Source organism: Dechloromonas sp. TW-R-39-2 (assembly GCF_016864195.1).
Classification (GTDB): Bacteria; Pseudomonadota; Gammaproteobacteria; order Burkholderiales; family Rhodocyclaceae; genus Azonexus.
On sequence record NZ_CP045202.1, the window covers coordinates 566,576 to 592,772 of the forward strand.

The following is a 26,197-nucleotide window of genomic DNA, read 5'->3' on the forward strand; positions in this document are numbered from 1 at the left end:
AGCTGGGCGGACTGAAGGTCCGCTTGTTCGCCGGTATCGTGTGCTACCGGTGGTTTTCTGCCCTATCGTTGGCCCTGCGAGTGCTGGGCCAACCCTTCATCCCCGTTTCAGAGGCTGGACCAATCCTTCTTCGGCGGGAGTTCGATCCGGGCAATCGGGCCGCGTTCGGCGGCGATGATCCGGTCCATGACTTCGTAAAGCTCCTTGATCAATTCCGGGCCGAAAGCCTGTTCGATGATCTTGTACTGGGCAACGATCAGCGGGCCGAGTTCGGCGACCAGGCGTTCGCTTTTTGGTGTCAGACGGACAATGACACGGCGCTGGTCTTCCGCCATGCGGCTGCGCGTGACCAGGCCCATCTCTTCCATACGCGACAGCACGCCGGTCATGCTCGGGCTGAGAATGTGGCAATGCTCGCAGATTTCGCGCGGTTCCAGTTGCTCCATTTCGGCCAGTGCGCGCAGAATGCGCCACTGTTGTTCGGTCAGGCCGAAATGGCTGATGATCGGGCGAAAGTGGCAGAGCAGTTCTTCCCGTGCTTTGAGGAAGAGCTGAGGCAGATTGCGGTAGGCGAGCTTGCGGGACATGGAATCCGGTTCTCCAGTCAAAGGGGCTGGACCTGATAATTGAATGGCCCAGATGATACCAGTTGACTGCTTAATATGTTAGTGATTGAATCAAATCCCGACGCCTTGTCGGCAGGTTTCTTGTAATCAGGTTCAGGTGGCGATCATGACCGTGGTTCCCGTTCAGGCAATTCCCGATATTCATATCGGTCGGGTCTACGACCAGCGCGATCCCGAGTGCGAGGTGCACTATGAAACCTTCGGCCGCCTCGCCCAGTTTTTCGGGCGCAACACGCCGCCGCACCGGCATTACTGCTTCTATCAGGTGCATATCCTGGTCAAGGGCAGTATTCGCCTCAATCTCGACGGCCAGGTCTATGGTGGCGCGGCACCGCTGCTGATCTTCACGCCACCAACCATCCCGCATTCGTTCTATTCCGAGGAAGATACCGATGGCCATGTGCTGACCGTGCGGCAGGAAGTGGTGCGTAGCTGGTACCGGGCGATGCCCGGCCAGTGGCCGGATACCTTGCTGCGCGAAGCGGCCTTCATCGAACTGGCCAGCCTGCCGGCAGCGAGTGGCGAGGATTTCGCCGCTTTGGTGAACACGGTTGAACTGCTGCAGCGCGAGGCCGATCGCGATGCCAAGGGACATTCCGCCTTGTTGCTGGCCTTGGGGGAGTGTGCCTTCATCCATTTGAGCCGCCTGCTGCTGGCGCATGAACCGGTGACGGCGCAGCGTCCGGAGCGCAGTGAAGACCTGCGCCTGTTCCTGAGTTTTTGTGATCTGGTCGAAGCACATTTTCGTGACCACCTGACCCTGACCGATTACGCCGGCCGCCTGCTGGTGACCGAGGCGCGGCTCAACGACATTTGCCGGCGCATGGCCGAACGGCCATCCAAGGAAATTGTGCACGAACGCCTGTTGCAGGAGGCGCGCCGCCTTCTGCTTTTTTCGGCGGTGCCGGTCAGCGAGATCAGCTATCAGCTGGGTTTTGCCGATCCGGCGTATTTCTCGCGCTTTTTCACCAAGCGGGCCGGCATGCCGCCGAGCCAGTTCCGTCTGGTCGGGCAGGGCTGACCGTTCGCGGTTACGAAAAGTACAAGTCATTTCCCCAAACGTCCATTCATTAATATCTTAGTAAAAGATTTAATGCACTTCATCAGATAGCTGCCTTTCGGGGTAGTGATAAATCAGGAGTGAGACGACATGGCGACAGGCAGTTTCGACATCACGCGCAAATTCGTGCGCGTCATGCGCACCCGGGCCAACGGTTTGATCGAATTCGAGTTCGCCGTCGGCGATCCCGATGTTGCGGTCGAGCTGGTCATGCCCAAGGCGGCCTTCGAGGAATTTTGTGCTGCCAATCACGTTGAGCGCATCGCCGCCGAGCCGGCTGCCTTCGACAGCGATGCAGCCGATGCCGACTTCCACTGGAACTTGCACCAGGCGACGCATCAGCGTTTCCGCTAACGGTTTTTGCCTTTTCGGAGCGGTCGACCGTTCCATTTTCAGTATTTTCAGGAGACAAACATGGCAATCGATTTGAGGACGGTCAGCATCACCCCGCTGCGCCAGACCTTTGGCCACCTGGCCCGCCGCATGGGCGCCGACAAACCGGCTTCGCGCTACATGGAAGCCACCATGGACCTGCAGCCGGTCGAGAACTATCACTACCGCCCGACCTGGGAGCCGCAGTACGAAATCTTTGACGAGACCCGCACCAAGGTCACGATGAAGGACTGGTACGCGCTGAAAGACCCGCGCCAGTACTACTACGGCGCCTGGACGTTGGCACGCGGCAAGATGCAGGAAATCGCCGAAGGCGACTTCGATCTGGTCGATGAACTCGGTCTTGCCGCCGCCTATCCGGCCGCCGGCAAGGAAGAAGCCCTCAAGGTTTTCCTGCCGCTGCGCCATGTGGCCTGGGCTTCGAACCTGAACAAGGCTTACGTTTCTTCCTACGGCTACGGCATCGCCATTTCGCAGGCCGCCTGCTACGCCTCGATGGACCAGCTCGGCGTCGCCCAATACACCAGCCGCCTCGGCCTCGCCTTCAATGACCTTGATGCCCTGACCGCCGCCAAGACGGCCTGGCTGGAAGGCGCCGAATGGCAGGAAATGCGCCGCTACGTCGAAGACCTGATGGTCGAGAAGGACTGGTTCGAAGTTCTCGTCGCCCAGGACTTCGCCCTCGAAGGCCTGCTCTATCCGCTGATCTTCGAGCGCTACAACGAAAAGCTCAACGCCGCCTACAGCCCGGTCTTCTCGATGCTGACCCGCTTCCAGCGCGAATGGTTTGGTGAAACCACGAAGTGGCTGGATTCCATTCTCAAGGTCACCGCTGCCGACAATGCCGACAACAAGGCGCAACTGGCCGAGTGGATCAAGCACTGGCGCGAACGTGCCCTGAAGGCAATCAAGCCGGTTGCCGTGCTCGCCTTCGGTGCCGACGCCGATGCCATCCTGGACGAACTGGTCCAGAACCTGAATGCCCGCGCCGCCAAGGCCGGTATCACCCTGTAAAGGAAGTCGCATGTCCAACGCATTTATCGCATTCCAGAAGAACGACGACTCCCGCTGCATCGTCGAGGCCATCCTTGAAGACAACCCGGGCGCCATGGTCGTCGACCAGCCTTCGATGGTGAAGATCGACGTGCCGAACCGTCTGGTCATCAAGCGCGAAACCGTCGAGGAAAAGATGGGCCGCAGCTTCGACCTGCAGGAACTGCAACTGCACCTGATCACCATTTCCGGTCACCTCGACGAGACCGACGACGAATTCACCCTGAGCTGGAATTCCTGATTCCGGCCGGCAAGGAGAGAACACCATGGATATGAAAGTTGCCAAGAAGCTCGGCCTCAAAGAGCGCTACAGCCTGATGACCCGCGATCTCGCGTGGGACACGACCTACCAGCCGATGGACAAGGTCTTCCCGCAGACGACCTACGAGGGCATCAAGATTCACGACTGGGACAAGTGGGAAGATCCGTTCCGCCTGACCATGGACGCCTACTGGAAGTACCAGGCCGAGAAGGAGCGCAAGCTGTACGCCATCCTCGACGGCTTCAACCAGAATAACGGTCACCTGTCGGTCACCGATGCGCGCTACATCAACGTGCTCAAGCTCTTCCTCGGCTCGACGCCGCCGCTCGAACTGATGGCCGCGCGGGGCTTCTCGATGATGGGCCGCCAGATGAACGGCGCCGGTCCGCGCGTTGCCTGCCAGATGCAGGCGGTCGATGAGTACCGTCACTTCCAGACCCAGATCCACTCGATCTCCAACTACAACAAGTACTACAACGGGATGGACGAGTTCGCCCATCAACAATCCCGCATGTGGTACCTGTCGGACGGCAAGTCCTTCTTCGACGACGCGATCACCGCCGGCCCGTTCGAATTCATGGTCGCCATCGGCTTCGCCTTCGAATACGTGCTGACCAACATCCTGTTCGTGCCCTTCATCTCCGGTGCCGCCTACAACGGCGACATGGCGGCGATGACCGTCGGCTTTTCGGCCCAGTCCGACGAAGCCCGTCACATGACGCTCGGCCTCGAATGCATCAAGTTCATGCTCGAACAGGACCCGGACAACCTGCCCATCGTCCAGCGCTGGATCGACAAATGGACCTGGCGCGGTACGCGCAAGCTCGCCTCGGTCGGCATGATGATGGATTACATGCTGCCCAAGCGCATCATGAGCTTCAAGGAAGCGTGGGAAATGTACGTCGAGGAAAACGGCGGCGCGCTGTTCAAGGACCTCGCCCGCTACGGCATCACCATCCCGAAATGCTTCGGCCAGACCATCGAAGAGAAAGAACACGTCACCCACCAGTCGTGGATCGGTTTCTACATGAAGCCGCAGGCGACGCCTTTCCACACCTGGATCCCGACGCCGGACGAAATGGACTGGCTGTCCGAGAAGTACCCGAACACCTTCGACAAGTACTACCGTCCGGTGCTCGAGCATCTCGATGCGCAGGAAAAGGCCGGCAACCGTTTCGACAACAAGACGGCGCCGATGAACTGCCAGGTCTGCGTCAGCACCATGAAGTTCAACGAGCCGGGCGACCCCATGGAAATGTGTTTCCGCGAATCGATCTACCAGGGCGAGAAGTTCCACACCTGTTCCGATCACTGCAAGGAAATCTTCGACAACGAGCCGGAGAAGTACATCCAGACCTTCATCTCCTCGCACCAGGTGCTGCAGGGCAACTGCGAGCCGGAAGGCACCGACGTCAATGCCGCCGACTTCAAGCCGGGCCAGAACATGCTCGACTACTGGAAGCTCGACAAGCGCGCGCTCGGCGACTTCAATGGTTCCGAGGACCAGAAGAACTTTGCCGCCTGGCGCGAGCAGGCCACCAAGAACTAAGGAGACAGCCATGACCATGTTGAAAACCCTCGCGCCCTACGACGTCAAGTCGCGCGATGCCGTCGAGAACTACAAGGGCCGCCAGTTGCTGTACGTGAACTGGGAACGTCACCGCATGTTCTCGCGTCCCTTCGTGCTCGCACTGCCGCCGGAAACCCTGTTCTCGGTGATCATCGACCAGTACATGACCGACTGCTTCAGCTACCACCCGGACTGGAAGCAGATCGACTGGAACACGGTCGTCTGGCAGAACGGCAACACGCCCTTCACGCCGGATCGCAACAAGAGCCTCAAGGAAAACGGCATCGGTCACAAGGACCTGATCCGCTTCCGCACGCCGGGCCTGGATGGCATTGCCGGTACCGGCTACTAAAAACAACAGGGCGTCGCGCGGCTTGTCCGCGCGGCAGCCCGGTTTCACCCCGCGGAGATAAAACATGAGCTACGAACTGAGTATCGAGCCGCTCGGCCGGACCATTGAGGTCGAGGACGGGCAGACCATCCTCGACGCCGCGCTGCGCGCCGGCATCTACCTGCCGCACGCCTGCGGCCAGGGCTACTGCGCCACCTGCAAGGTGTGCATCACCGACGGCGAAGTCGACCACCAGAATTCCTCCAGCTTCGCGCTGATGGACTACGAGCGCGAAGAGGGTAAGGCCCTGGCCTGCTGCGCCACGCTCGAAGCCGACACCGCCATCGAAGTCGAGATGGAAATCGACGAAGACGCGCGCGACATTCCGGTCAAGGATTTCCCAGGCGTGATCAGCCGCATCGAGAACCTGACGCCGACCATCAAGGGTATCTGGCTCAAGCTCGACGAAGCGCTCGACTTCCAGGCCGGACAGTACGTCAATTTCAATTTGCCGAACGACATGGGGCATCGTGCCTTTTCGCTGGCCAATTCGCCGTCGACCGGGAAAGAGATCGAACTGAACATCCGCATCGTGCCCGGCGGCGTCGGCACCACCTGGATCCACAACGAACTCAAGGTCGGCGACGCGATCACCGTTTCCGGCCCCTACGGCCGCTTCTTCGTGCACAAGTCGGCCAACGTGCCGTCCCTGTTCATGGCCGGCGGCTCCGGCCTGTCCAGCCCGCGTTCGATGATTCTCGATCTGCTGGAAGAGGGCAGCGAACTGCCGATCACGCTGGTCTACGGCGCGCGCAACCAGGGCGAGCTGTACTACCACCAGGAATTCCTCGATCTGGCCGCGAAATATCCGAATTTCAGCTACGTCCCGGCCTTGAACGACGAGCCGGCCGATAGCGGCTGGACCGGCTTCCGCGGCTTCGTCCACGATGCTGCCAAGGCCCATTTCGACAACGACTTCCGCGGCCGCAAAGCCTACCTGTGCGGCCCGCCGGTGATGATCGAAGCCTGCATCACCACCCTGATGCAAGGCCGCCTGTTCGAACGCGACATCTACACCGAGAAGTTCTTCTCGGCTGCGGATGCGCAGCAGGTGCGCAGCCCGCTGTTCAAGCGCGTCTGAGCGACCAATCCGGTTGGCAGCGGTGTGGTCGCACCTCGATCGAATGTCCTGCGGTCAACCGGAAAAACAAGCCCAAAATTAAATCGAATACCTGTTGACTCACTAACATAGTAGTGATTTAATTTGATCACTAACATGTTAATAAACGTGGGTCCGACCCACTCTGTTCGAGGAGATGTCGAATGAACTACCGTCACTTTGTTTTGATCGGCGCCATGGCTGTTTCCGTCCCGGCTCTGGCTCAGGAAGTCACTTTCAAGATCGCCCACTTCCTGCCGTCCGCTGCGCCGACGCAGCAAAAGGTGTTGCAGCCGTGGTGTGAAGAGATGGGCAAGCTGTCGAGCGGCCGGATCAAGTGCCAGTTCTACCCGGCCATGCAACTCGGCGGTACGCCGGCGCAACTGGCCGACCAGGTCAAGAATGGTGTGGCCGACGTGGTGTGGACCGGTCCCGGTTATTCCGCCGGCCGCTTCCCGGCCATCGAAGCTTTTGAACTGCCGTTCATGGTCAAGGATTCAACCTCCAGCTCCAAGGCTTTGTGGACCTACTATCAACAGCACGCGCAGCAGGAATTTGCTGCCTACAAGGTACTGGCTTTCCATACCGATGGTGGCCAGGCCGTGCATACCGCCAGCAAGCAGATTGCCGGTCTGACCGGGTTTGCCGGCCTCAAGCTGCGCACCTCGACGCGTGTTGGTGCCAAGACCCTGGCTGCGCTCGGTGGTCAACCGGTCGCCATGCCGCCGGCCCAGGTGACCGAAGCCATCGCCAAGGGCGTGGTTGACGGCTCCCTTGGTGCCTGGGAACTGGTCTATCCGACCAAGTTGTCCGAAGTCACCAAGTTCCATCTGCAGCCGGACAACGGCGTTGCCTACCCGACGGCCACCGTGCTGGCTGTGCTGATGAACAAGCAGAAGTACGACGGCCTGCCGGCGGATCTGAAGGCCATCGTCGACAAGACGACCGGCGAAGCGATGGTCGGCAAGTTCGGCGCGATGTTTGATGAAGTCGCCGCCGATACCCGCAAGCGCATTGCGGCACAGGGCAACAAGATCACCACCTTGAGCGCGACGCAGGTGACGGCGATGAAGCAGGCAACCGCCAGTGTCGAGGACGAGTGGGCCAAGCAGGTGAGCGAAAAGGGTCTGGATGGCAAGAAGCTGATTGCCGCTGCCCGCGAGCTGACTGGTACCAGCAAGTAATAACGAGAACCCAAGGAGAACAGCATGCAAGATCCTATGGGGCTGCCCCATGAACTGGTTGAGCACGACAAGGTCGAGCACTACCTGATCATGGCGGGCAAGACGATGGCAATTTCCGGTGGCGTCCTGTTTATCGCCCTGATCGCCATGTCGCTGGTGTCGATCATCGGCCGCAAGCTGGGCTTCGGCTCGGTGAACGGCGATATCGAATTGATGCAGGCCGGCACCGCGGTCGCCGCGACGGCTTTCCTGCCGTACTGCACGTTGCTTGGCGAGCATATCAAGGTCGATTTTTTCACCGAAAACATGCGTGACTCCCTGAAGCGCCCGATCGATGGCATTGCGGAAGTCCTGTTTGCCGCAGTTTCCGCGCTGCTGGTCTGGCGCACCATCCTGTCGGCGATCGCCACGCATGAGTCGCAGGAAGTGACGACGCTGGTTTCGCTACCGCTGTGGATTCCGACGGCGCTGCTGGTCCCCGGCCTGTTCCTGATGATGATCTGCGCGATCTACCGGGCCTACGCCCACTTCCACCCGACCAAGAACATTCCGGGGAGCAAATAAATGAGCGGTACCTCTATTGGCCTGATCGGTTTTGGCTGTTTGCTGGCAATGCTGGCGGTGCGTGTGCATATCACGATGGCCATGTTCATTACCGGTGCCGGCATCTATCTGGTGATGAATGGCGGCGAAACCTCCGGTCTGTTGTACACCCTCAATAACCTGGTCTATGCCCGGGTTTCAAACTACGACCTGGCGGTCATTCCGCTGTTCATCCTGATGGGCCAGTTCGCCACGCACGGCGGTCTGTCCAAGGCGCTGTTCAAGGCGGCCGGTACGCTGATTGGTCACTGGCGCGGCGGTCTGGCCATGGCCTCGACGGCCGCCTGCGCTGCCTTCGGTGCGATCTGCGGCTCCTCGCTGGCGACGGCAGCCACGATGGGTCAGGTGGCTTTGCCTGAACTCAAGGCCAATGGCTATTCCGGCAAGCTGTCGACCGCGACACTGGCTGCCTCCGGTACGCTGGGCATCCTGATTCCGCCGTCGGTCCCGCTGGTCATCTATGCCGTGCTGACCCAGGAGTCGATTGGCAAGCTGTTCGTCGCTGCCGTTGTGCCGGGCATCATCGCGGCGCTGGGTTATATCCTGGTCATCGCCTTCGTCGTTCGCCGCGATCCAAGCGCCGGTCCGGCCGGCAAGAAAGTGCCGTTCGGCGAAATGATCAAGGCCCAGATCAACATCATCCCGGTGCTTTGCGTTTTCCTCGTCGTCATCGTCGGCATCTACGGTGGCTGGGCGAACCCGACCGAGGCTGCTTCGATCGGTGCGGCTGCCTGCGGCATTATCGCTGCCGTATCCGGCGGCATGCGGACCAAGGATTTCCTGCAGAGCGTTTACGGTACGGCCCACGCGACCGGCATGATCTTCATGGTGCTGATCGGCGCCGACCTGCTCAACTCCAGCCTCGCCCTGTCGCAAATGCCGACCGAACTGGCGCTGTGGGTGCAGAACAGCGGCCTGCCGGCGCTGGTCGTGCTGTTCTCCATCCTGCTGATCTACATCCTGCTCGGTTGCGTGATGGATTCGCTGGCCATGATCCTGCTGACCATCCCCATTTTTTACCCGATGGTGATGGGCCTTGAATTCTTCGGCATGAGCGTCGAAGACAAGTCGATCTGGTTCGGTATCCTGGCGTTGATGGTCGTTGAAATCGGCCTGGTGCATCCGCCGGTCGGGATGAATCTCTACGTCATCAACAAGATTGCCAAGGATGTGCCGATGAAGGAAACCGCCTGGGGGGTGATGCCTTTCCTGGCTTCCGATTTCCTGCGCATCATTGCGCTCGTCTTCTTCCCCACCATGTGCCTCGGCCTGGTTCATTACCTCGGCTGATCGGAGTCTCATAACATGATCAAACAGAAAGTCAGCGGCACGGTGTATGGCGTCATTCTTAATGACACCGTCTCCGTCCAGAAAATCGGTTCTCTTGAGGAAGCTCCGTACAAGGGGGCGCCCAAGGCCCCGGTGCTTTACCTGAAACCGGCCAATACCCGGGTTTCCTGCGGTAGCACGGTCGACCTGCCCAAAGGGGCCGATTCCGTCGAAGTCGCCGCCACTATCGGTCTGGTCATGGGCCGCGCCGCTGGCCGACTGAGTGCCGGCAATGCACTGGAATCGGTTGCCGGCATCGTGCTTGCGGCCGACCTCAGCCTGCCGCATGCCAGCTATTACCGTCCGGCGATCCGTGAGAAGTGTTTCGACGGTGCCTTGCCGATTTCGTCAGTCAAGCCGCTGGCTGATCTGGCCGGCCTGACGCTGACGACCGAGATCGATGGTCAGGTGGTCGATAGCCGTTCGCTGAATGATCTGATCCGTTCGCCGGCCAAACTGCTGGCCGATGTGACCGAATGGATGACCCTGAGCCAGGGTGACGTGCTGCTCGTCGGCGTGCGTTACATGGCACCGCAGGCCAAGGCTGGCAGCCGCGTTCGCGTCAGTGCCGAAGGATTGGGCCACCTGAATTTCACCATCGCCGAAGGAGTCGCAGCATGAAGCGCGGACGCATTGCCTACAACGGCGCCGTTCATCAAGTCACCGAAGCCGATGGCAAGGTTCGCCTGTCCGACGGTCGACTGCTCAAGGAAGGCGATTTCCAGTGGCTGCCGCCGGTCGAGGTCGGTACCGTCTTTGCGCTCGGCCTGAACTACGCCGACCACGCCAAGGAACTGGCTTTCAAGGCGCCGGAAGTACCGCTCGTCTTCCTCAAGGGGCCGAACGCGATCACCGGCCACAAGGCCAATACCCGCCGCCCGGCCGACGCCACCTACATGCACTACGAGTGCGAGCTGGCCGTGGTCATCGGCAAGACCGGCAAGAACGTCGCCAAGGCCGACGCCATGGACATCGTCGCCGGCTACACCGTGGCCAATGACTACGCCATCCGCGACTACCTCGAAAATTTCTATCGCCCGAACCTGCGCGTCAAGAACCGCGACGCCTGCACGCCGCTCGGCCCCTGGCTGGTCGACGCCGCTGATGTGCCGAATCCGATGGCGCTCAAGCTGACCACCCGTGTCAATGGCAAGACGACGCAGGAAGGCACGACCGCCGACATGATTTTCGACATCCCGACCCTGATCGAATACCTGTCGTCCTTCATGACGCTGAATCCGGGCGATGTGATCCTGACCGGTACGCCGGAAGGCCTGGCCGATGTGAAGGCCGGCGACGTCATCGAAACTGAAGTGGAAAACGTCTGCTGTCTGGTCAACACCATCGTCGACGACCAGACCTATTTCGCCAACGCTTAAAAGAAAGCGAGAACAGCACATGATCAAGCACATCATCAACGGCCAGAAGGTCGACAGTAAGGAAACCTTCGAAACTATCAACCCGGCCACCGGCGAGGTGATCGACACCGTCGCCAGCGGCGGCCAGGACGAAATCAACGCCGCCGTTGCCGCCGCCAAGGCCGCCTTTCCGGGCTGGGCGGCAACGCCGGTCAAGGAGCGCGCCCGTCTGGTCCGCAAGCTGGGCGAGCTGATCGCCGCCAATGTCGAGCCGATCGCCGACATGGAAACCGCCGACTGCGGCCAGGTCACCAACCAGACCAAGCGCGTGCTGATTCCGCGCGCCTCGGACAACTTCAACTACTTCGCCGAGCTGATCCAGCACATGCACGGCGAAACCTACGATTCCGACACCGGCCACCTCAACTACACGCTGTGGCAGCCGGTCGGCGTCTGCGCGCTGATCTCGCCGTGGAACGTGCCGTTCATGACCGCGACCTGGAAGACGGCACCGTGCCTGGCTTTCGGCAACACGGCCGTGATGAAAATGTCCGAATTGTCGCCGTTGACCGCTAACCGCCTCGGCGAACTGGCCCTCGAAGCCGGCATCCCGGCCGGCGTCTTCAACGTCGTGCATGGTTTCGGCGACACCGCCGGCGAACCGCTGGTCTCGCACCCGGATGTCCGCTCGATCTCCTTTACCGGTTCGACCGCCACCGGCAACCGCATCGTCAAGGCGGCCGGCCTGAAGAAGTTCTCGATGGAACTGGGCGGCAAGTCGCCGTTCATCATCTTCGACGACGCCGACTACGAACGCGCCCTCGACGCCGCCATTTTCATGATCTTCTCGAACAACGGCGAACGCTGCACCGCCGGCTCGCGGATCATTGTCCAGGAAGGCATCTACGACAAGTTCGTCGCCGATTTCGCCGCCCGCGCCTCGCGCCTGGTCGTTGGCGACCCGATGGACCCGAACACCGTGATCGGCCCGATGATTTCCAAGGGCCACATGGACAAGGTCAATTACTACATCGAACTCGGCAAGCAGGAAGGCGCCGAAGTCGTCTTCGGTGGCGGTACGCCGGTTGTCGCCGACAAGTTCAAGAACGGTTTCTGGGTGCAGCCGACCGTGTTCGCCAATGTCGACAACAAGATGCGCATCGCCCAGGAAGAAATCTTCGGGCCGGTGCCCTGCATCATCCGCTTCAAGACCGAAGAGGACGCCGTGCGCATCGCCAACGACACCATCTACGGCCTCTCGTCCTACCTCTGGACCAACAACACCGGCCGCGCCATCCGTCTGGCCAAGTCCATCGAGTCGGGCATGACCTTCGTCAACAGCCAGAACGTGCGTGACCTGCGTCAGCCGTTCGGCGGTTCCAAGGCTTCCGGCACCGGTCGTGAAGGCAACCACTACAGCTACGACGTGTTCTGCGAAGCCAAGAACATCGCCGTGTCGTATGGCAGCCACCACATTCCGCGCTGGGGGGTATAAATCATGGGCAAACTCGTTCTCGCCGCCAAGATCACTCACGTTCCGTCGATGTACCTGTCGGAACAGGATGGCCCGCACAAGGGGTGTCGTCAGGCCGCAATCGACGGTCACAAGGAAATCGCCCGTCGCATGCGCGAGCTGAAGGTCGATACCATCGTCGTCTTCGATACGCACTGGCTGGTCAATTCCGGCTACCACGTGAATTGCGCGCCGAGCTGGGAGGGCATCTATACCTCCAACGAGCTGCCGCACTTCATCAAGAACATGCCGTTCTCGTACGAAGGCAACCCGGCGCTCGGCCATGCCATCGCCGAGCAGGCGACCGCGGCCGGCGTGCACACTCGTGCCCATGACGCAACCAGCCTGGCGCTCGAATACGGCACCCTGGTGCCGATGCGCTACATGAATGAGGACAAGCAGTTCAAGGTCATCTCGGTCTCGGCGATGTGCACCGTGCATAACCTGGCCGACTCGATCGAGCTGGGCCGCGCCGTGCGCCGCGCCATCGAGCAGAGCGAAGGCAATGTCGCCGTGCTCGCCTCGGGCTCGCTGTCGCACCGCTTTGCGCAGAACGGCGTTTCCGAGCAATTCATGCACAAGGTCTGGGATCCGTTTCTGGAAAACGTCGACCGTCACGTCATCGAACTGTGGAAAAACGGCGACTGGAAGACCTTCTGCGGCATGTTGCCGGAGTACGCGGTCAAGTGTCACGGCGAAGGCATGATGCACGACACCGCGATGCTGCTCGGCGTGCTCGGCGCCGAGGATTACCAGGGCAAGGCCGAGATCGTGACGCCTTACTTCGGCTCGTCCGGCACCGGCCAGATCAACGTCGTATTCCCCATCTAAAAGAGCGTAAAGCCGACGATAACCCCGATAGAGAAATCACTTTTCGAGATCAAGGGAGACAAATTCATGGGTGAAATCCTTATGGCCATCAAGTGCACGCACGTGCCGTCGATGCTCATTTCCGAACAGCCGGGCCCAGCCCACGGCTGCCGTCAGGCGGCGATCGATGCCGAACGCGAGATCGGCCGCCGTGCCGCCGAACTCGGCGTCGATACCTTCATCGTGTTCGACACGCACTGGCTGGTCAATGCCGGTTATCACATCAACAACAATGCGGTGCACAAGGGCAATTACACCAGCCACGAGTTCCCGCATTTCATCCAGGACCTGCCCTACGAGTTTCCGGGCAATCCGGAGCTGGGCGACCTGATCGCCGAAGAAGCCACCGCCATGGGCGTCAAGACGCGCGCCCACCGGGTCGCTTCGCTCGATCTCGAATACGGCACGATTTTGCCGATGCGCTACATGAACCCGGAAGGCAAGATCAAGGTCGTCTCGATCGCCGGCTGGAGCACCTTCGGCTCGCTTGAAGAATCGCGCATCCTCGGCGAAGCGCTGGCCAAGGCCGTCGCCCGTAGCAACAGCAAGGTCGCCATCGTTGCTTCCGGCTCGATGTCGCACCAGATCTGGGAAAACCGCCTGGTCGAACAGGGCTTCAACTCGATCAGCCGCGAGTTCAACAAGCAGGTTGATCTGCGTGTCCTGCAACTGTGGGAGAACGGTGAATGGGATACCTTCCTGCGCATGCTGCCGGAATATGCCCAGTACTGCACCGGCGAAGGCAAGATGCACGACACCGCCATGCTGTTCGGCGCACTCGGCTGGGACCAGTTCTCCGGCAAGGCCGAAATCGTCTGCCCGTACTTCGAAAGTTCGGGTACCGGCCAGGTCGTCGTCAGCCTGCCGGTCGCCGGCATCCCGCTGAGCGCCCGCGGCATCGGCGCCGAAATGCCGATTTCCTGACACAACAATACCAAGGAGCAAGGAATGCCCCATCTGATCTTTGAAGTCACCGACAACCTCGACGCGGCCGAAGCCGACGTCAAGAGCCTGTTGAAAAAAGCCAACCAGGTGTTGATTGACCAGGGTGGGGTGTTCCCGATCGGCGGTATCCGTTCCCGCGTCGTCTGGCTGCACGATTACTGCGTGGCCGACGGCACGGTGGACGATGCCTTCGTGCATGTCACGCTGAAGATCGGCGGTGGCCGGTCGGAAGAAGCAAAGAAGAAAGCCGGCGACGAGCTGTTCGCGATGATCTGCGAGCACTTCGCCATGATTTACGCCAAGCGCACGCTGGCCCTGTCGATGGAAATCGTCGAGTTCAGCGAATCCGGGACCTGGAAGCAGAACAATATCCACGCCCGTTACAAGAAGACTTAAGCCCACCAAGAGGAATGACCATGCTCAGCCAGGACATCATCGAAGCCACCGCGCGTCGCTTCCACGAAGCCGAAAAGACCCGCCAGCAGATCCGCCAGATTTCGCTGGATTACCCGGAAATCACCATCCCCGACGCCTATGCGATCCAGAAGGCCTGGGTCGACATGAAGATCGCCGAAGGGCGGAAGATCGTCGGCCACAAGATCGGCCTGACTTCGCGCGCCATGCAGATGTCGTCGCAGATCAACGAGCCGGACTACGGCACGCTGCTCGACGACATGGTTTTTGCCGACGGCGGCGAAATCCCGGTCGACCGCTTCATCGTGCCGATGATCGAGGTCGAGCTGGCCTTCATCCTGAAAGACCGTCTCGAAGGCGAAAACGTCAGCATGCTCGACGTGCTCTCCGCCACCGACTACGTGATCCCGGCGCTCGAACTGATCGATGCCCGCTCGCAGCGCATCGACCCGGAAAGCAAGCGGCCGCGCAAGGTCTTCGACACCATTTCGGACAATGCCGCCAACGCCGGCATCATCATGGGCGGTCGTCCGATCAAGCCGATGGACATTGACCTGCGCTGGGTTTCGGCGCTGCTCTACCGCAACGGCGTGATCGAGGAAACCGGCGTCGCCGCCGGCGTCCTGAACCACCCGGCGAATGGCATTTCCTGGCTGGCCAAGCGCTTCGCGCCGCATGGCGTGGCGCTGGAGCCGGGGCAGATCATCCTCGCCGGCTCCTTCACGCGGCCGGTGCCGGCCAGCCGTGGCGACACCTTCCATGTCGATTACGGCTCCCTCGGCAACATCACCTGCCGTTTTGTCTGAAAAACAGGAGTCGACCGTGGAAATGCCCCTCAACACCTTCAAGCGTGCGCTGGTCGCCGGCGAAACGCAGATCGGCCTCTTTCTCGGCCTGGCCAACGCCTACACCGCCGAAATCGTCGCCGGCACCGGTTTCGACTGGCTGCTGATCGATGGCGAGCATGGTCCGAACGACCTGCGCAGCATCATCGAACAGCTGCAGGCGCTGGCACCATACCCGGTCAAGCCGGTCGTGCGTACCGTCGATCACGACGTCGCCCGCATCAAGCAATTGCTCGATGGCGGCGTGCAGACGCTGATGGTGCCGATGGTCGAAACCGCCGCCGATGCCGAAAAGCTGGTCCGCGCCATGCGCTACCCGCCCAACGGCATCCGTGGCGTCGGCACGGCCATGGCCCGTGCCGCCCGCTGGAACGGCGTCGAAGGCTATTTCGCCAAGGCTGACGAAGAAATGTGCCTGATCGTGCAGATCGAATCGACCGCCGGCCTGGCTGGCCTTGACGACATCCTCAAGGTTGACGGCGTAGACGCCGTCTTCATCGGCCCGTCCGACCTGGCTGCCTCGATGGGCCACCTCGGCAATCCGGGCCACGCCGACGTCAAGGCAGCGGTTGCTGCCGCGATCGGCAAGATCTCGGCGGCCGGCAAGGCGGCTGGTGTGTTCTCGGCCGATCCGGCTGCGGCGGAGGCTTATCGCGAGATTGGCGCGAGCTTTTTGCTGGTCGGTGTCGATGCCTTGTTGCTGCGCAATTCGGCAGTCACCCTGGCGGAAAAATTCAAGAAGGCTGAGCCCGCCAAGAGCGGCGCGGCCTATTAAAACAACGAAGGAGAACAGAACATGCTGGCATTGAAAGACACCAACCTGCTGCGTCAGGCCTGCTACATCAACGGTGCCTGGGTCGCCGCCGACGCCGGCGAAGCCTTCCCCGTCACCAATCCGGCGACCGGCGAAACCATCGCCACCGTGCCGCGTTGCGGCGCCGCCGAGACCGAGCGTGCCATCGCCGCCGCCGACGAGGCCCTCAAGACCTGGCGCGAAACCACCGCCGCCGAGCGTTCGCGCATCCTGCGCCGCTGGTTCGACCTGCTCATGACGCACCAGGACGACCTCGCCGCGCTGATGACCGCCGAGCAGGGCAAGCCGCTGGCCGAGGCGAAGGGCGAGATCGCCTACGCCGCTGCCTACATCGAGTGGTTTGCCGAGGAAGCCAAGCGCGCCTACGGCGAAGTCATCCCGTCGCCGTTCAAGGATCGCCAGATCGTCGTGACCAAGGAACCGGTCGGCGTTTGCGCCGCGATCACGCCGTGGAATTTCCCGTCCGCGATGATCACCCGCAAGGTCGCTCCGGCGCTGGCTGCCGGTTGCACCATCATCCTCAAGCCGGCCGAACAGACGCCGCTTTCCGCCCTGGCCCTGGCCGAACTGGCCGAGCGCGCCGGCGTTCCGGCTGGCGTGTTCAGCGTCGTGACCGGCAAGGCTTCCGCCATCGGCGGCGTGATGACGGCCAGCCCGATTGTCCGCAAGCTGACCTTCACCGGCTCGACGCCGATCGGCCAGTTGCTGATGCAGCAGTGCGCCGGCACGGTCAAGAAGATGTCGCTGGAACTGGGCGGCAATGCGCCTTTCATCGTGTTCGACGATGCCGATCTCGATGCCGCGGTGGCCGGCGCGTTGGCTTCGAAATACCGCAACGCCGGCCAGACCTGCGTCTGCTCCAACCGCTTCCTGGTCCAGGATGGCGTCTATGACGCCTTCGCCGCCAAGCTGGCGACCGCGGTTGCCGCGCTCAAGGTCGGGCACGGAACGGAGGAAGGTGTCACGCAAGGCCCGCTGATCGATGATGCGGCGATCAACAAGGTCGAGGAACTGGTCAAGGATGCGGTCGATAAAGGCGCTCGCGTCGTGACCGGCGGCAAGCGCCACGCGCTCGGCCGCACCTGGTACGAGCCGACCATCCTGGCCGATGTGACCGCCGGCATGGCGGTGGCGAAGGAAGAAATCTTCGGGCCGGTGGCGCCGCTGTTTCGCTTCAAGACCGAAGCCGAAGCGGTGCACATGGCCAACGACACCGAATTCGGTCTCGCCGCCTACTTCTTCTCCAAGGATCACGGCCGCGTCTGGCGCGTTTCGAAGCAGCTCGAATACGGCATGGTCGGCGTCAATACCGGCCTGATCTCGACCGAAGTTGCCCCGTTCGGCGGCGTCAAGATGTCCGGTGTCGGGCGTGAAGGCTCCAGCCATGGTCTCGACGAGTACATGGAAACGAAATACCTGGCCTTGGGCGGTTTGTAATTGGCACCTCGGAATTTGCCCTTTTTTCTGTGTCGACCGTCCCCAGCGGTCGACCGGCGAATTTGGGCAGATTCCGTGCTTTCCGGTAGGCTACGTCCAGTTTCACTGATTTTCGAACCATGATCCATTCTGCTATCGATCCGGCCCGCGAGGGCCGTTTTATTTTGTTGCTCGGTGCGCTGGTTGCCTTCGGGCCGCTCGCCATCGACCTCTACCTGCCGGCGCTGCCGGCCATCGCCAGCGGTCTGGCGGCATCGGCCGAGGCAGTGCAGTTGTCGATCACCGTCTTCCTCGCCGGTTTTTCGCTGGGCATGCTGTTCTACGGGCCGATTTCCGACCGTTACGGCCGGCGCACGGTGATGCTCTCCGGCATCGCGCTGTTTGCCGCGGCCAGCCTAGCCTGCATGCTGGCGACGGCGGTCGAGCAACTGATCGTCGCCCGCTTCGTCCAGGCGCTCGGTGGCGGGGCGGCCTCGGTGCTGGCGCGGGCCGTGGTGCGCGATGTTTATGCCCCGACCGAGGCGATCCGCAAGCTTTCCCTGATGGCCATGGTGACGGCGATTGCACCCTTGCTCGCACCGTTGCTCGGCAGCCTGCTGCTCGTCCAGTTCGGCTGGCGCGGCACCTTCGCCGCCGTCGTGCTGTGGGGTGTGCTCAGCCTGCTCGTCGTCTGGTTCCAGTTGCCGGAAACCCTACCATCCGAGCAGCGCGGTCAACTGCCGCTGGGCCGCGCTTTTGCCATCTACGGCAGTTTTTTGATCGATCCGGTCGCGCTGGGTCTGTTGCTGGCCGGCGGCATGTCCTTTGCCGCAATGTTTGCCTACATCACGGCCAGCCCGTTTTATTTCATCGAGCTGCACGGTTTTTCGCCCTTCGCCTACAGCGTGCTTTTTGCCAGCAATGCGGTTGGTATTTTCATTGCCAATTTCGTCAATAGTCGCCTGGTCAAGCGCCGGGGGCCGGCAGTGATGGCCGGTGTCGGCTGTAGCCTGGGTTTTGCCGGGGCGCTGCTGTTATGGGCGGCGACGGGATTTGCGGGGGCCTTGCCTGCGGTGATCCTCGGTCTGTTTGTCGTGGTCAGCATGACCGGTTTGCTGGGGGCCAATTGTGTCGGCTTGTTGATGGCGCGTTACCCGCAGAATGCCGGTGCGGCTGCCGCGCTGTTCGGGGCCAGCCAGTTCGGTCTCGGCATGCTGGCCAGCGCAACGGTCAGCTATGTTCACAGCCCGGATGGCCGGGGCATGGCCTGGGTCATTCTGGTCGTTTCAGGGGTGTCACTACTTGGCTGGCTGGGTTTCCACAAATACAACGACCACCGCTGATGATGCGAAATTTTGAGGGATTGAATGCATGCTGAAAACCGCAAGCGCAGACGCATGGGACGATCCACATTAATATATTCGTGAAATTGACGTATCCCAGCCCTGTCGCCCCTTTTTCCATTCAGGCCATGCCATGAACTCCGTTGTTGTCTTTTGTACTGCCGCCCTTGGCACCCTGTTGTTCCTGCTGGGTCTGGCCGTCTCGATCATGCGTTTTCGAAGCGGCGTTGGTGCCGGTCCGTCGGAGGATCGCAATTCGACACTGAACAAGCTGATCCGGGCGCATGCCAACACAGCGGAATTTGCCCCGTTCCTGGCCGTGCTTTTTCTCTATTTCGGCTGGCGCGGGCCGTCAGTGCTGGTCGTCAATCTGATCATCGCGGTCACGCTCTGCCGCTTCCTGCTGGTCATCGGCCTGGTGGCCTGGCCCAGCATGGGGCGGCCCAATCCGGCTCGTTTTATCGGTGCGCTCGGGACGTACCTGCTGGGCAGCGCACTCTGCGTTGCCATGCTGGCAGGTCTCTAGCATGGTGTTACCGGCCGGCATGCGGGCGCTGGCCCATCGCAACTTCCGGCTCTATTTCGCCGGACAGGCGATTTCCATCCTCGGCTCATGGATTCAGCAGGTGGCGCTCGCCTGGCTGGTCTACCGCTTGACCGGGTCGGCTGCACTGCTTGGCATCACGGCCTTCTGCGGACTGATTCCGCAGTTGCTGGTCGGCCCGCTGGCCGGCGCATGGATCGACAAGCACGACAAGAAAAAATGGTTGGTCGGCGTCCAGTCGCTGATGGCCGTACAGGCATTCGTGCTGGCCGGTTTGTGCTGGCTGGATTGGATCAGTCCCGGATTCATCATTTGCATGGCGTTGATCCTCGGTGTCCTGAGCAGCTTCGATGCGCCCTTGCGCCAATCGCTGATCGGCAGCTTTGTCGGCAGTCGGGACGATTTGCCCAATGCGCTGGCGCTGAATGCCATGCTGTTCAACGCGGGGCGTTTCATCGGTCCGCCGATTGCCGGGTTGTTGCTTGGCCTGACGTCGGAGGCGTTCTGCTTCGCGATCAACGGTTTCTCTTTCATGGCATTGATCGCTGCCATCCTGCGTGTTCGCAGCCAGCCGCCCTTGCGTGCGAAGGGTTCAGTCGGCGAAGTTTTCAAGGAGGGCGTCATGTTTGCCTGGCGCATTTGGGTGGTTCGCATGCTGATTCTCACCCTGATCGCCTTGAATCTGACCGCTTCGGCCTACGCCGTGCTATTGCCGGTTTTCGCCCGCGATGTATTTGCCGGCGATGCCACGACGCTCGGCTGGTTGTGGGGCGCCGCCGGGTGCGGTGCCTTTGCATCAACGGTATTCCTGGCGACCCGCAAGTCGTCGCCGGCCATTGTGTCGGCCGTGGTTGCCGGTGTGCTGATCAGTGCCATCTCGTTGCTCGTCTTCGCGACAACGAACTGGTTGCCGCTCGCGCTGGGGGGCATGGTGGGTATCGGTTTCGGCATTTCGGTGTGCAATGTCGGCATCAATATGGTGCTGCAGAGCACTGCTCCGGAAGCTTTGCGCGGACGCATCGTCTCCTTTTTTACCTCGGCCCGTTTTGGCTTCGATGCCCTGGGCGGTTTGCTGGCCGGTTTCGTTGCTGCCGGTTTCGGCGCCGGGCATACCCTGCTGGCTGAAGGCTGCGTACTGTTATTGTTTGTCGTTTTCCTGTTTACCCGCCGGCAGCGTCTGCAAGTCCAGATCGTTGCGGCCCATCAAGGAGCCCAGGATGGCCATTGAAATGATTGCTTCCCTCGATCTCGGCGCAGCCGATGAAATTGCTGCTCTGGCCTTGGCCGAGGCGGCCAGGGCGGGGGTCAATATCTGTGTTGCGGTGGTCGACCGTGCCGGTTATCCGCTGGTCTTCAAGCGCCAGCAGGGCGCGCCGTTCCACGCCATCGATATTGCGCTCGACAAGGCCTACACGGCGGTCAGCTTCGGCTTTGCAACCGGCAAGTGGGACAAGCGGCTGGCCGAAGGCAGCGAAATGCTGCGCCATGGCTTGATGCAGCGCGAGCGCTTCGTCAGTTTCGGCGGTGGTTTGCCGATCAAACTGGGTGGCGCACGGGTTGGTGCTCTCGGTATTTCGGGGGGCAGCGAGGCGCAGGATGTGGCTTTTGGAGAAGCAGCGCTGGCTGCTTGGCAGGAAAATCAGCCGCTGTAATCAGCCTGTTTTGATTCACAACGTATACTTCGTTCTTTCACTTATTTTTGGAGCCAGACATGCAGTACGGCGCGTATTCAACGGATTCCCTGATGAGCATCACCCACCGTCCCGACCTGGTTTTCGAGCGCGGTGAAGGTTCCTGGCTCTACGACCATCAGGGCAAGGCCTACCTGGATTTCATCCAGGGCTGGGCAGTGAATACCCTGGGCCACTGCCCGCCGGAAATTGCTGCTGCTCTGGCTGAACAGGCCGGGAAACTGATCAATCCGAGTCCGGCTTTCTACAACGGCCCGATGGTCGAACTGGCCGGGCTGTTGACCGCCAACTCGGCCTTCGACCGCGTTTTCTTTGCCAATACCGGGGCCGAGGCCAACGAAGGTGCGATCAAGCTGGCCCGCAAATGGGGCCGCCTCAACAAAGGCGGTGCCCACGAAATCATCACCTTCGACCATTCTTTTCACGGGCGTACGCTGGCAACCATGTCGGCCTCCGGGAAGGCTGGCTGGGACACGCTCTACGCGCCGCAGGTGCCGGGTTTCCCGAAGGCGGTCTACAACGATCTGGCCTCGGTCGAAGCGCTGATCGGGCCGCACACGGTGGCCGTCATGCTGGAGCCGGTCCAGGGCGAGGGCGGGGTCATTCCGGCTGAAATCGAATTTCTCCGCGCCTTGCGCCAACTGACGACGCAGCGTGGCATCCTGCTGATCGTCGATGAAGTACAAACCGGCATGGGGCGTACCGGCAAGCTGTTTGCCTACCAGCACGCCGGGATCGAGCCGGACATCATGACGCTGGGCAAGGGCATCGGTGGCGGCGTGCCGCTGGCGGCCTTGCTTGCCCGTGAGGTGATCTGCTGTTTCGAGCCGGGCGACCAGGGCGGAACTTATAACGGAAATCCGCTGATGACCGCCGTGGGCGTTGCCGTCATGCAACGTTTGTTGGCACCCGGCTTTCTCGCCGGGATCGAGGCGCGCGGGCAGTATCTGTCCGAGCGCCTGCTTGAGTTGTCGGTCAAGCATGGCCTGAAGGGCGAACGCGGTGTCGGTCTGCTGCGCGCGCTGGTGCTGGCTGACGAGCGCGGCCCGGAGATCGTTCGCCAGGCGCTGACATGCAGTCCGAAGGGCTTGCTGCTCAATTCGCCACGTCCGAATCTGCTGCGTTTCATGCCGGCACTGAATGTCAGCGAGGCTGAAATCGATTTGATGATCAGCATGCTGGACGGCTTTCTGGCGCAATGAGCGAGCATCCGGAACGGGCGATTGTCCGTCGTGCCATCGATGAGCAATTAACTGCGCTGCCTGTCATGACCAATCCGCTGGCCATTTTGCTGAACATGCGGATACTGGCGGCGCGGGATGCCTGGGTCCGGATCGGCTATACGCCGCCGGAATGCCTGACGCAAGGGAATCAGGTGGTGCAGGGCGGGATCATTTCAGCCATGCTCGATTTCGGGATGATTTTCGCCGCCTTTTCGAAAGTGCCGGCTGATGCAACGCTGGCGACCGTTTCGCAGACCACCAACTATTTCCGGGCAGCCAGCATGGGCGAACTGACCGTCGAAGCGGAGCTGGAAAAGGTCGGGCGCCGGCTGATCAACGCTCGTGCTTCCTTGTTCGGCCCCGATAACGTCTTGTTGGCCAGCGCCTCTGCACCTATTGCCGTAATCCCGCTGCCCCGGGCCTGAGCCGGAAAGTGTCCGGCCGACGACAGTCGACCGTGGCACTTGCTGGTATCTTCCTGATTAAATCCGCGCAGGCAAGCTGACCCGGAACAAAAAATACAGGAGACAAGATGACTTACCAGATCGACAGCCAACCCTTGTGGCAACCCACGCCGGCGCAGGTCGCGGCAACGCGCATGGCCGCGCTGATGCGCGAAACCGGTCAGGCGACCTATGCTGAATTGTGGCAATGGTCGGTCGATCAACCCGAGGCTTTCTGGTCGAAAGTCTGGGATTTTTGCGGTGCGGTCGGTGAAAAAGGCGATCAAATCCTGGTCGACCGCGACAAGATGCCGGGCGCCCGCTGGTTCCCGCAGGCTCGCCTGAACTTTGCCGAAAACCTGCTGCAGAAGCGCGATGACAGCGATGCGCTGGTTTTCTGGGGGGAGGACAAGGTCAAGCGCCGTCTGTCGCGCGCCGGGCTCTATGCCGAGGTGGCGCGCTTCCAGCAGTTCCTGATTTCCGCCGGGGTCGGCGAGGGCGACCGGGTGGCCGGTTTTCTGCCCAATCTGCCGGAAACACTGGTCGCCATGCTGGCCGCGACTTCGCTCGGCGCAATCTGGTCGTCGGCGTCGCCCGATTTCGGTGTCCAGGGCGTGCTCGACCGCTTCGGCCAGATCGAACCCAAGGTGCTGATCTGCGTCGATGGTTACTGGTACAACGGCAAGCCGGTCGATTGCCTGGAAAAGAATGCCGAGGTCGTTGCGCGCATGCCGTCGCTGCTCAAGACCGTCGTCGTGCCGTATCTGGCCGAGCGGCCGGCGATTGACGGTCTGGCCAATGCCTTGTGCTGGAATGACCTGCCTGCGGTCGACGCCGAAAAAACGGTGATTTTCAATCGCGTCGCGTTCAACCATCCGCTGTTCATCATGTTCTCCAGCGGCACGACCGGCGTGCCGAAGTGCATCGTTCATTGCCACGGCGGCGTGCTTCTGCAGCATCTCAAGGAGCATCAGTTGCACAGCGATGTGCGGCCGGGCGATCGCCTGTTCTACTTCACTACTTGTGGCTGGATGATGTGGAACTGGCTGGTTTCCGGGCTGGCCTGCGGTGCGACCTTGCTGCTGTACGATGGCAGCCCGTTCGCGGCTCGGGGCAAGGTGCTGTTCGACTATGCCGAAGCCGAGCAAATGACGCATTTTGGTACCTCCGCCAAGTTTATCGATGCCGCTGCCAAGCTCGGCCTGACGCCGGGCAAGACGCACAATCTGTCTGCCTTGCGCGCCATGTTCTCAACCGGTAGCCCGCTCAGTCCGGAAGGCTTCGACTGGGTCTATCGCGAAATCAAGGCCGACATCCTGCTCGCCTCGATTTCCGGCGGTACCGATATCGTCTCCTGCTTCGTACTCGGCAACCCGGTGCTGCCGGTGTATCGCGGTGAAATCCAGTGTCGTGGCCTGGGTATGGCGGTCGATGTGTTCGACGATGCCGGGCGTCCGGTCCGTTCGGAAAAGGGCGAACTGGTCTGCGTCAGGCCGTTCCCGGTGATGCCGGTCGGTTTCTGGAACGATACGGATGGCAGCAAGTACCGCGCAGCGTATTTCGAGCGTTTCGACAATATCTGGTGCCACGGCGACTTTTCCGAAATTACGGCGCACGACGGCGTGATCATCTACGGCCGTTCGGATGCGACGCTGAATCCGGGGGGCGTACGGATCGGTACGGCAGAAATTTACCGCCAGGTCGAGCAGCTGCCGGAAATTCTCGAATCGCTGGTCATCGGCCAGGACTGGCCGCCGGGCAAGAATGACGACGTGCGCGTCGTGCTCTTCGTCAAGCTGCAGGAGGGGCTGGAACTTGATGCCGGGCTGGTCGAGCGGGTCAAGCAGCAGATCAAGGCCAACACCACGCCGCGTCACGTGCCGGCCAAGGTGGTTCAGGTGGCGGATATTCCGCGGACCAAGTCAGGCAAGATCGTCGAACTGGCCGTGCGCAATGTGGTGCATGAGCAGCCGGTCAAGAATGTCGAAGCACTGGCCAATCCGGAGGCGCTTGAGTTCTTCCGCGGTCGGGCCGAACTGGCCGACTGAGTTGCTTGCCGCGCTCAGGCGCGGCGTGCGAGCAGGGTGATCAGGGCCGTCAGGCCCGGCACCTTGCGCGCCATTTCCAGGGCTTTGCTGAAAATCCAGCTGAGTGCGGCAGTAATGCGCTTGCTGGCGGCCGGGCTTTCGATCCAGCGATAAAACAGCGTGGCCGAGATGATGCTTGCGGTCAACGCCAATACAAGGCCCGAAATGGCGGCGCCGGTCGAGCTGAATTCCAGTTTGTTGTACAAGCCGTTGGCCAGCAGCAATACCGGGAAGTGGACCAGGAACAGGGAGTAGGAAATCTGGCCCAAAAAGGCGATCGGGCGTATCGTCGGCCAGCTTTCGAGCAGGCCGGTCCGGCGGCTGAAACCGAGCGTCAGGGCAACGACGAGGGCTAGCGCGATGCGCATGCGGAAATCGACGACCAGTGCCGCAATGGCAATGGTTGCGATGACGCCCAGCCAGGCGGACATTTGCCGGCGGTCCGAGGCCCACCAGGCCGCGGCACCGAGGCCGTAGGAACCAAAGAAATAGATCGCCCAGTTGTCCCAGCTGGCATCGCGGTTGAGCCAGAACAGCGACACCGTGGCAAGACCCAGAACCAGCGCCGGTGCCAGCAGGCGGGTGCGCCCGGACCACAGCAGGATGGCAATCAGTGCAAAGAGCTGGAAATCGATGGCGATGTACCAGACCCCGGCTGACAGGGCATCAAAACCGAGCAGGCCCTGAAGCAGGAAAGCGTGTGCCAGCCATTGGTTGAACGTGGCGCGGGCCGGAACGGCCTCGTCGTCCATCCACTGGTCGGCGATGGCGGCAGCGGCGATGGCCAGGCCGATGGCGGCGAGGTACGGCACGACCAGGCGCAGGTAGCGCTTCCAGATCAGCGGCAATGGCGAGATGCGGAGTGCCTGCCCTTCCGGGGAAAGGGCGCGTGCGGCCAGGAAGCCGGCGACGACGAGAAAGACCTGAACTGCCATCCGGCCATATTCGTAGAACCAGCCGACGGTTGCCGGGAAAGCCTCGCGTACGGCGGCGGCCAGCGGGCCGTAGGACGAGAAATGGTTCAGCAGGACAAGCAGGGCCGCAACTGCCTTGAGGGCATCGATTAGCGGCATACGGTTGGAGGTCGTACTCATGATGCGCATATTACACTGAATTGCTGC

The 26,197-nt window shown here is 61.3% G+C and carries 28 protein-coding genes; 26 read left to right on the forward strand and 2 right to left on the reverse strand.

Translation table 11 applies throughout. The features are described from left to right. Positions 1-107: 107 nt before the first annotated feature. Entirely contained in the window at positions 108-587 is a 480-nt protein-coding gene (gene hpaR, locus GBK02_RS02770) for a homoprotocatechuate degradation operon regulator HpaR (protein ID WP_203468258.1), read from the reverse strand. A gap of 145 nt (positions 588-732) precedes the next feature. On the opposite strand from hpaR, the gene hpaA reads away from it, so the two are divergent. From hpaA to GBK02_RS02900, 26 genes are all read left to right on the forward strand, one after another. After that, positions 733-1,647, forward strand: a complete 915-nt coding sequence (hpaA, locus tag GBK02_RS02775; protein WP_203468259.1) for a 4-hydroxyphenylacetate catabolism regulatory protein HpaA — start codon at positions 733-735, stop codon at positions 1,645-1,647. A 129-nt stretch (positions 1,648-1,776) separates the two neighbouring features. Beyond that, positions 1,777-2,040 carry a phenol hydroxylase subunit gene (locus GBK02_RS02780; RefSeq protein WP_203468260.1) on the forward strand — a complete coding sequence of 88 codons (264 nt, stop codon included), beginning with the start codon at positions 1,777-1,779 and terminating at the stop codon, positions 2,038-2,040. Positions 2,041-2,100: 60 nt separating this feature from the next. Continuing rightward, positions 2,101-3,093, forward strand: a complete 993-nt coding sequence (locus GBK02_RS02785; protein WP_203468261.1) for a phenol hydroxylase — start codon at positions 2,101-2,103, stop codon at positions 3,091-3,093. 10 nt (positions 3,094-3,103) lie between these two features. Next, positions 3,104-3,373, forward strand: coding sequence for an MmoB/DmpM family protein (locus GBK02_RS02790; protein ID WP_203468262.1), 270 nt, complete (start codon positions 3,104-3,106; stop codon positions 3,371-3,373). 25 nt (positions 3,374-3,398) lie between these two features. Next, complete coding sequence (locus tag GBK02_RS02795; RefSeq protein ID WP_203468263.1) at positions 3,399-4,943, forward strand: YHS domain-containing protein; 1,545 nt, start codon at positions 3,399-3,401, stop codon at positions 4,941-4,943. A gap of 10 nt (positions 4,944-4,953) precedes the next feature. Next, positions 4,954-5,316 (forward strand): phenol hydroxylase subunit P4, encoded by a 363-nt coding sequence (locus GBK02_RS02800; RefSeq protein WP_239003134.1) that lies wholly within the window; start codon positions 4,954-4,956, stop codon positions 5,314-5,316. Between the two features lie 64 nt (positions 5,317-5,380). After that, on the forward strand, positions 5,381-6,436 hold the full coding sequence (locus GBK02_RS02805; RefSeq protein WP_203468264.1) for an NADH:ubiquinone reductase (Na(+)-transporting) subunit F: 1,056 nt from the start codon (positions 5,381-5,383) through the stop codon (positions 6,434-6,436). A 182-nt stretch (positions 6,437-6,618) separates the two neighbouring features. Next, positions 6,619-7,638, forward strand: a complete 1,020-nt coding sequence (locus tag GBK02_RS02810) for a TRAP transporter substrate-binding protein (RefSeq protein ID WP_203468265.1) — start codon at positions 6,619-6,621, stop codon at positions 7,636-7,638. A 24-nt stretch (positions 7,639-7,662) separates the two neighbouring features. Next, entirely contained in the window at positions 7,663-8,202 is a 540-nt protein-coding gene (locus GBK02_RS02815) for a TRAP transporter small permease (protein WP_203468266.1), read from the forward strand. Next, positions 8,203-9,531 carry a TRAP transporter large permease gene (locus tag GBK02_RS02820; RefSeq protein ID WP_203468267.1) on the forward strand — a complete coding sequence of 443 codons (1,329 nt, stop codon included), beginning with the start codon at positions 8,203-8,205 and terminating at the stop codon, positions 9,529-9,531. 15 nt (positions 9,532-9,546) lie between these two features. Continuing rightward, positions 9,547-10,191 (forward strand): fumarylacetoacetate hydrolase family protein, encoded by a 645-nt coding sequence (locus tag GBK02_RS02825; protein WP_203468268.1) that lies wholly within the window; start codon positions 9,547-9,549, stop codon positions 10,189-10,191. Continuing rightward, positions 10,188-10,949, forward strand: coding sequence for a fumarylacetoacetate hydrolase family protein (locus GBK02_RS02830; RefSeq protein WP_203468269.1), 762 nt, complete (start codon positions 10,188-10,190; stop codon positions 10,947-10,949). Before GBK02_RS02825 ends, GBK02_RS02830 begins: the two co-directional genes overlap by 4 nt. 19 nt (positions 10,950-10,968) lie before the next feature. Continuing rightward, positions 10,969-12,423 (forward strand): 5-carboxymethyl-2-hydroxymuconate semialdehyde dehydrogenase, encoded by a 1,455-nt coding sequence (gene hpaE / locus GBK02_RS02835; protein WP_203468270.1) that lies wholly within the window; start codon positions 10,969-10,971, stop codon positions 12,421-12,423. Positions 12,424-12,426: 3 nt separating this feature from the next. Further along, positions 12,427-13,272, forward strand: a complete 846-nt coding sequence (gene hpaD / locus GBK02_RS02840) for a 3,4-dihydroxyphenylacetate 2,3-dioxygenase (protein ID WP_203468271.1) — start codon at positions 12,427-12,429, stop codon at positions 13,270-13,272. Between the two features lie 66 nt (positions 13,273-13,338). Then, the gene (gene hpaD / locus GBK02_RS02845) at positions 13,339-14,235 is read left to right on the forward strand and encodes a 3,4-dihydroxyphenylacetate 2,3-dioxygenase (protein ID WP_203468272.1); all 897 of its coding nucleotides are present in this window, start codon (positions 13,339-13,341) and stop codon (positions 14,233-14,235) included. A 24-nt stretch (positions 14,236-14,259) separates the two neighbouring features. Further along, the gene (locus GBK02_RS02850; protein WP_203468273.1) at positions 14,260-14,652 is read left to right on the forward strand and encodes a 5-carboxymethyl-2-hydroxymuconate Delta-isomerase; all 393 of its coding nucleotides are present in this window, start codon (positions 14,260-14,262) and stop codon (positions 14,650-14,652) included. A gap of 20 nt (positions 14,653-14,672) precedes the next feature. Then, positions 14,673-15,476, forward strand: coding sequence for a 2-oxo-hept-4-ene-1,7-dioate hydratase (hpaH, locus tag GBK02_RS02855; RefSeq protein ID WP_203468274.1), 804 nt, complete (start codon positions 14,673-14,675; stop codon positions 15,474-15,476). A gap of 22 nt (positions 15,477-15,498) precedes the next feature. Then, complete coding sequence (locus GBK02_RS02860) at positions 15,499-16,290, forward strand: aldolase/citrate lyase family protein (protein WP_239003237.1); 792 nt, start codon at positions 15,499-15,501, stop codon at positions 16,288-16,290. Positions 16,291-16,311: 21 nt separating this feature from the next. Further along, positions 16,312-17,766, forward strand: coding sequence for an NAD-dependent succinate-semialdehyde dehydrogenase (locus GBK02_RS02865; protein WP_203468276.1), 1,455 nt, complete (start codon positions 16,312-16,314; stop codon positions 17,764-17,766). A 119-nt stretch (positions 17,767-17,885) separates the two neighbouring features. After that, positions 17,886-19,088, forward strand: coding sequence for a Bcr/CflA family multidrug efflux MFS transporter (locus GBK02_RS02870; RefSeq protein WP_203468277.1), 1,203 nt, complete (start codon positions 17,886-17,888; stop codon positions 19,086-19,088). A 133-nt stretch (positions 19,089-19,221) separates the two neighbouring features. Continuing rightward, positions 19,222-19,614, forward strand: coding sequence for an MAPEG family protein (locus GBK02_RS02875; protein WP_203468278.1), 393 nt, complete (start codon positions 19,222-19,224; stop codon positions 19,612-19,614). 1 nt (position 19,615) lies between these two features. Further along, entirely contained in the window at positions 19,616-20,860 is a 1,245-nt protein-coding gene (locus GBK02_RS02880; RefSeq protein WP_239003136.1) for an MFS transporter, read from the forward strand. After that, the gene (locus GBK02_RS02885) at positions 20,850-21,284 is read left to right on the forward strand and encodes a heme-binding protein (protein WP_203468279.1); all 435 of its coding nucleotides are present in this window, start codon (positions 20,850-20,852) and stop codon (positions 21,282-21,284) included. The genes GBK02_RS02880 and GBK02_RS02885 overlap by 11 nt, the downstream gene beginning before the upstream one ends. Before the next feature lie 59 nt (positions 21,285-21,343). Next, positions 21,344-22,525: an acetylornithine transaminase gene (locus GBK02_RS02890; RefSeq protein ID WP_203468280.1), complete on the forward strand. Its 1,182-nt coding sequence runs from the start codon at positions 21,344-21,346 to the stop codon at positions 22,523-22,525. Then, positions 22,522-22,971, forward strand: coding sequence for a PaaI family thioesterase (locus GBK02_RS02895; RefSeq protein ID WP_203468281.1), 450 nt, complete (start codon positions 22,522-22,524; stop codon positions 22,969-22,971). Before GBK02_RS02890 ends, GBK02_RS02895 begins: the two co-directional genes overlap by 4 nt. Before the next feature lie 107 nt (positions 22,972-23,078). After that, positions 23,079-25,037: an acetoacetate--CoA ligase gene (locus GBK02_RS02900; RefSeq protein WP_203468282.1), complete on the forward strand. Its 1,959-nt coding sequence runs from the start codon at positions 23,079-23,081 to the stop codon at positions 25,035-25,037. Between the two features lie 14 nt (positions 25,038-25,051). On the opposite strand, the gene GBK02_RS02905 is transcribed toward GBK02_RS02900, so the two are convergent. Beyond that, on the reverse strand, positions 25,052-26,170 hold the full coding sequence (locus GBK02_RS02905; protein ID WP_203468283.1) for an acyltransferase: 1,119 nt from the start codon (positions 26,168-26,170) through the stop codon (positions 25,052-25,054). Positions 26,171-26,197: the final 27 nt, after the last annotated feature.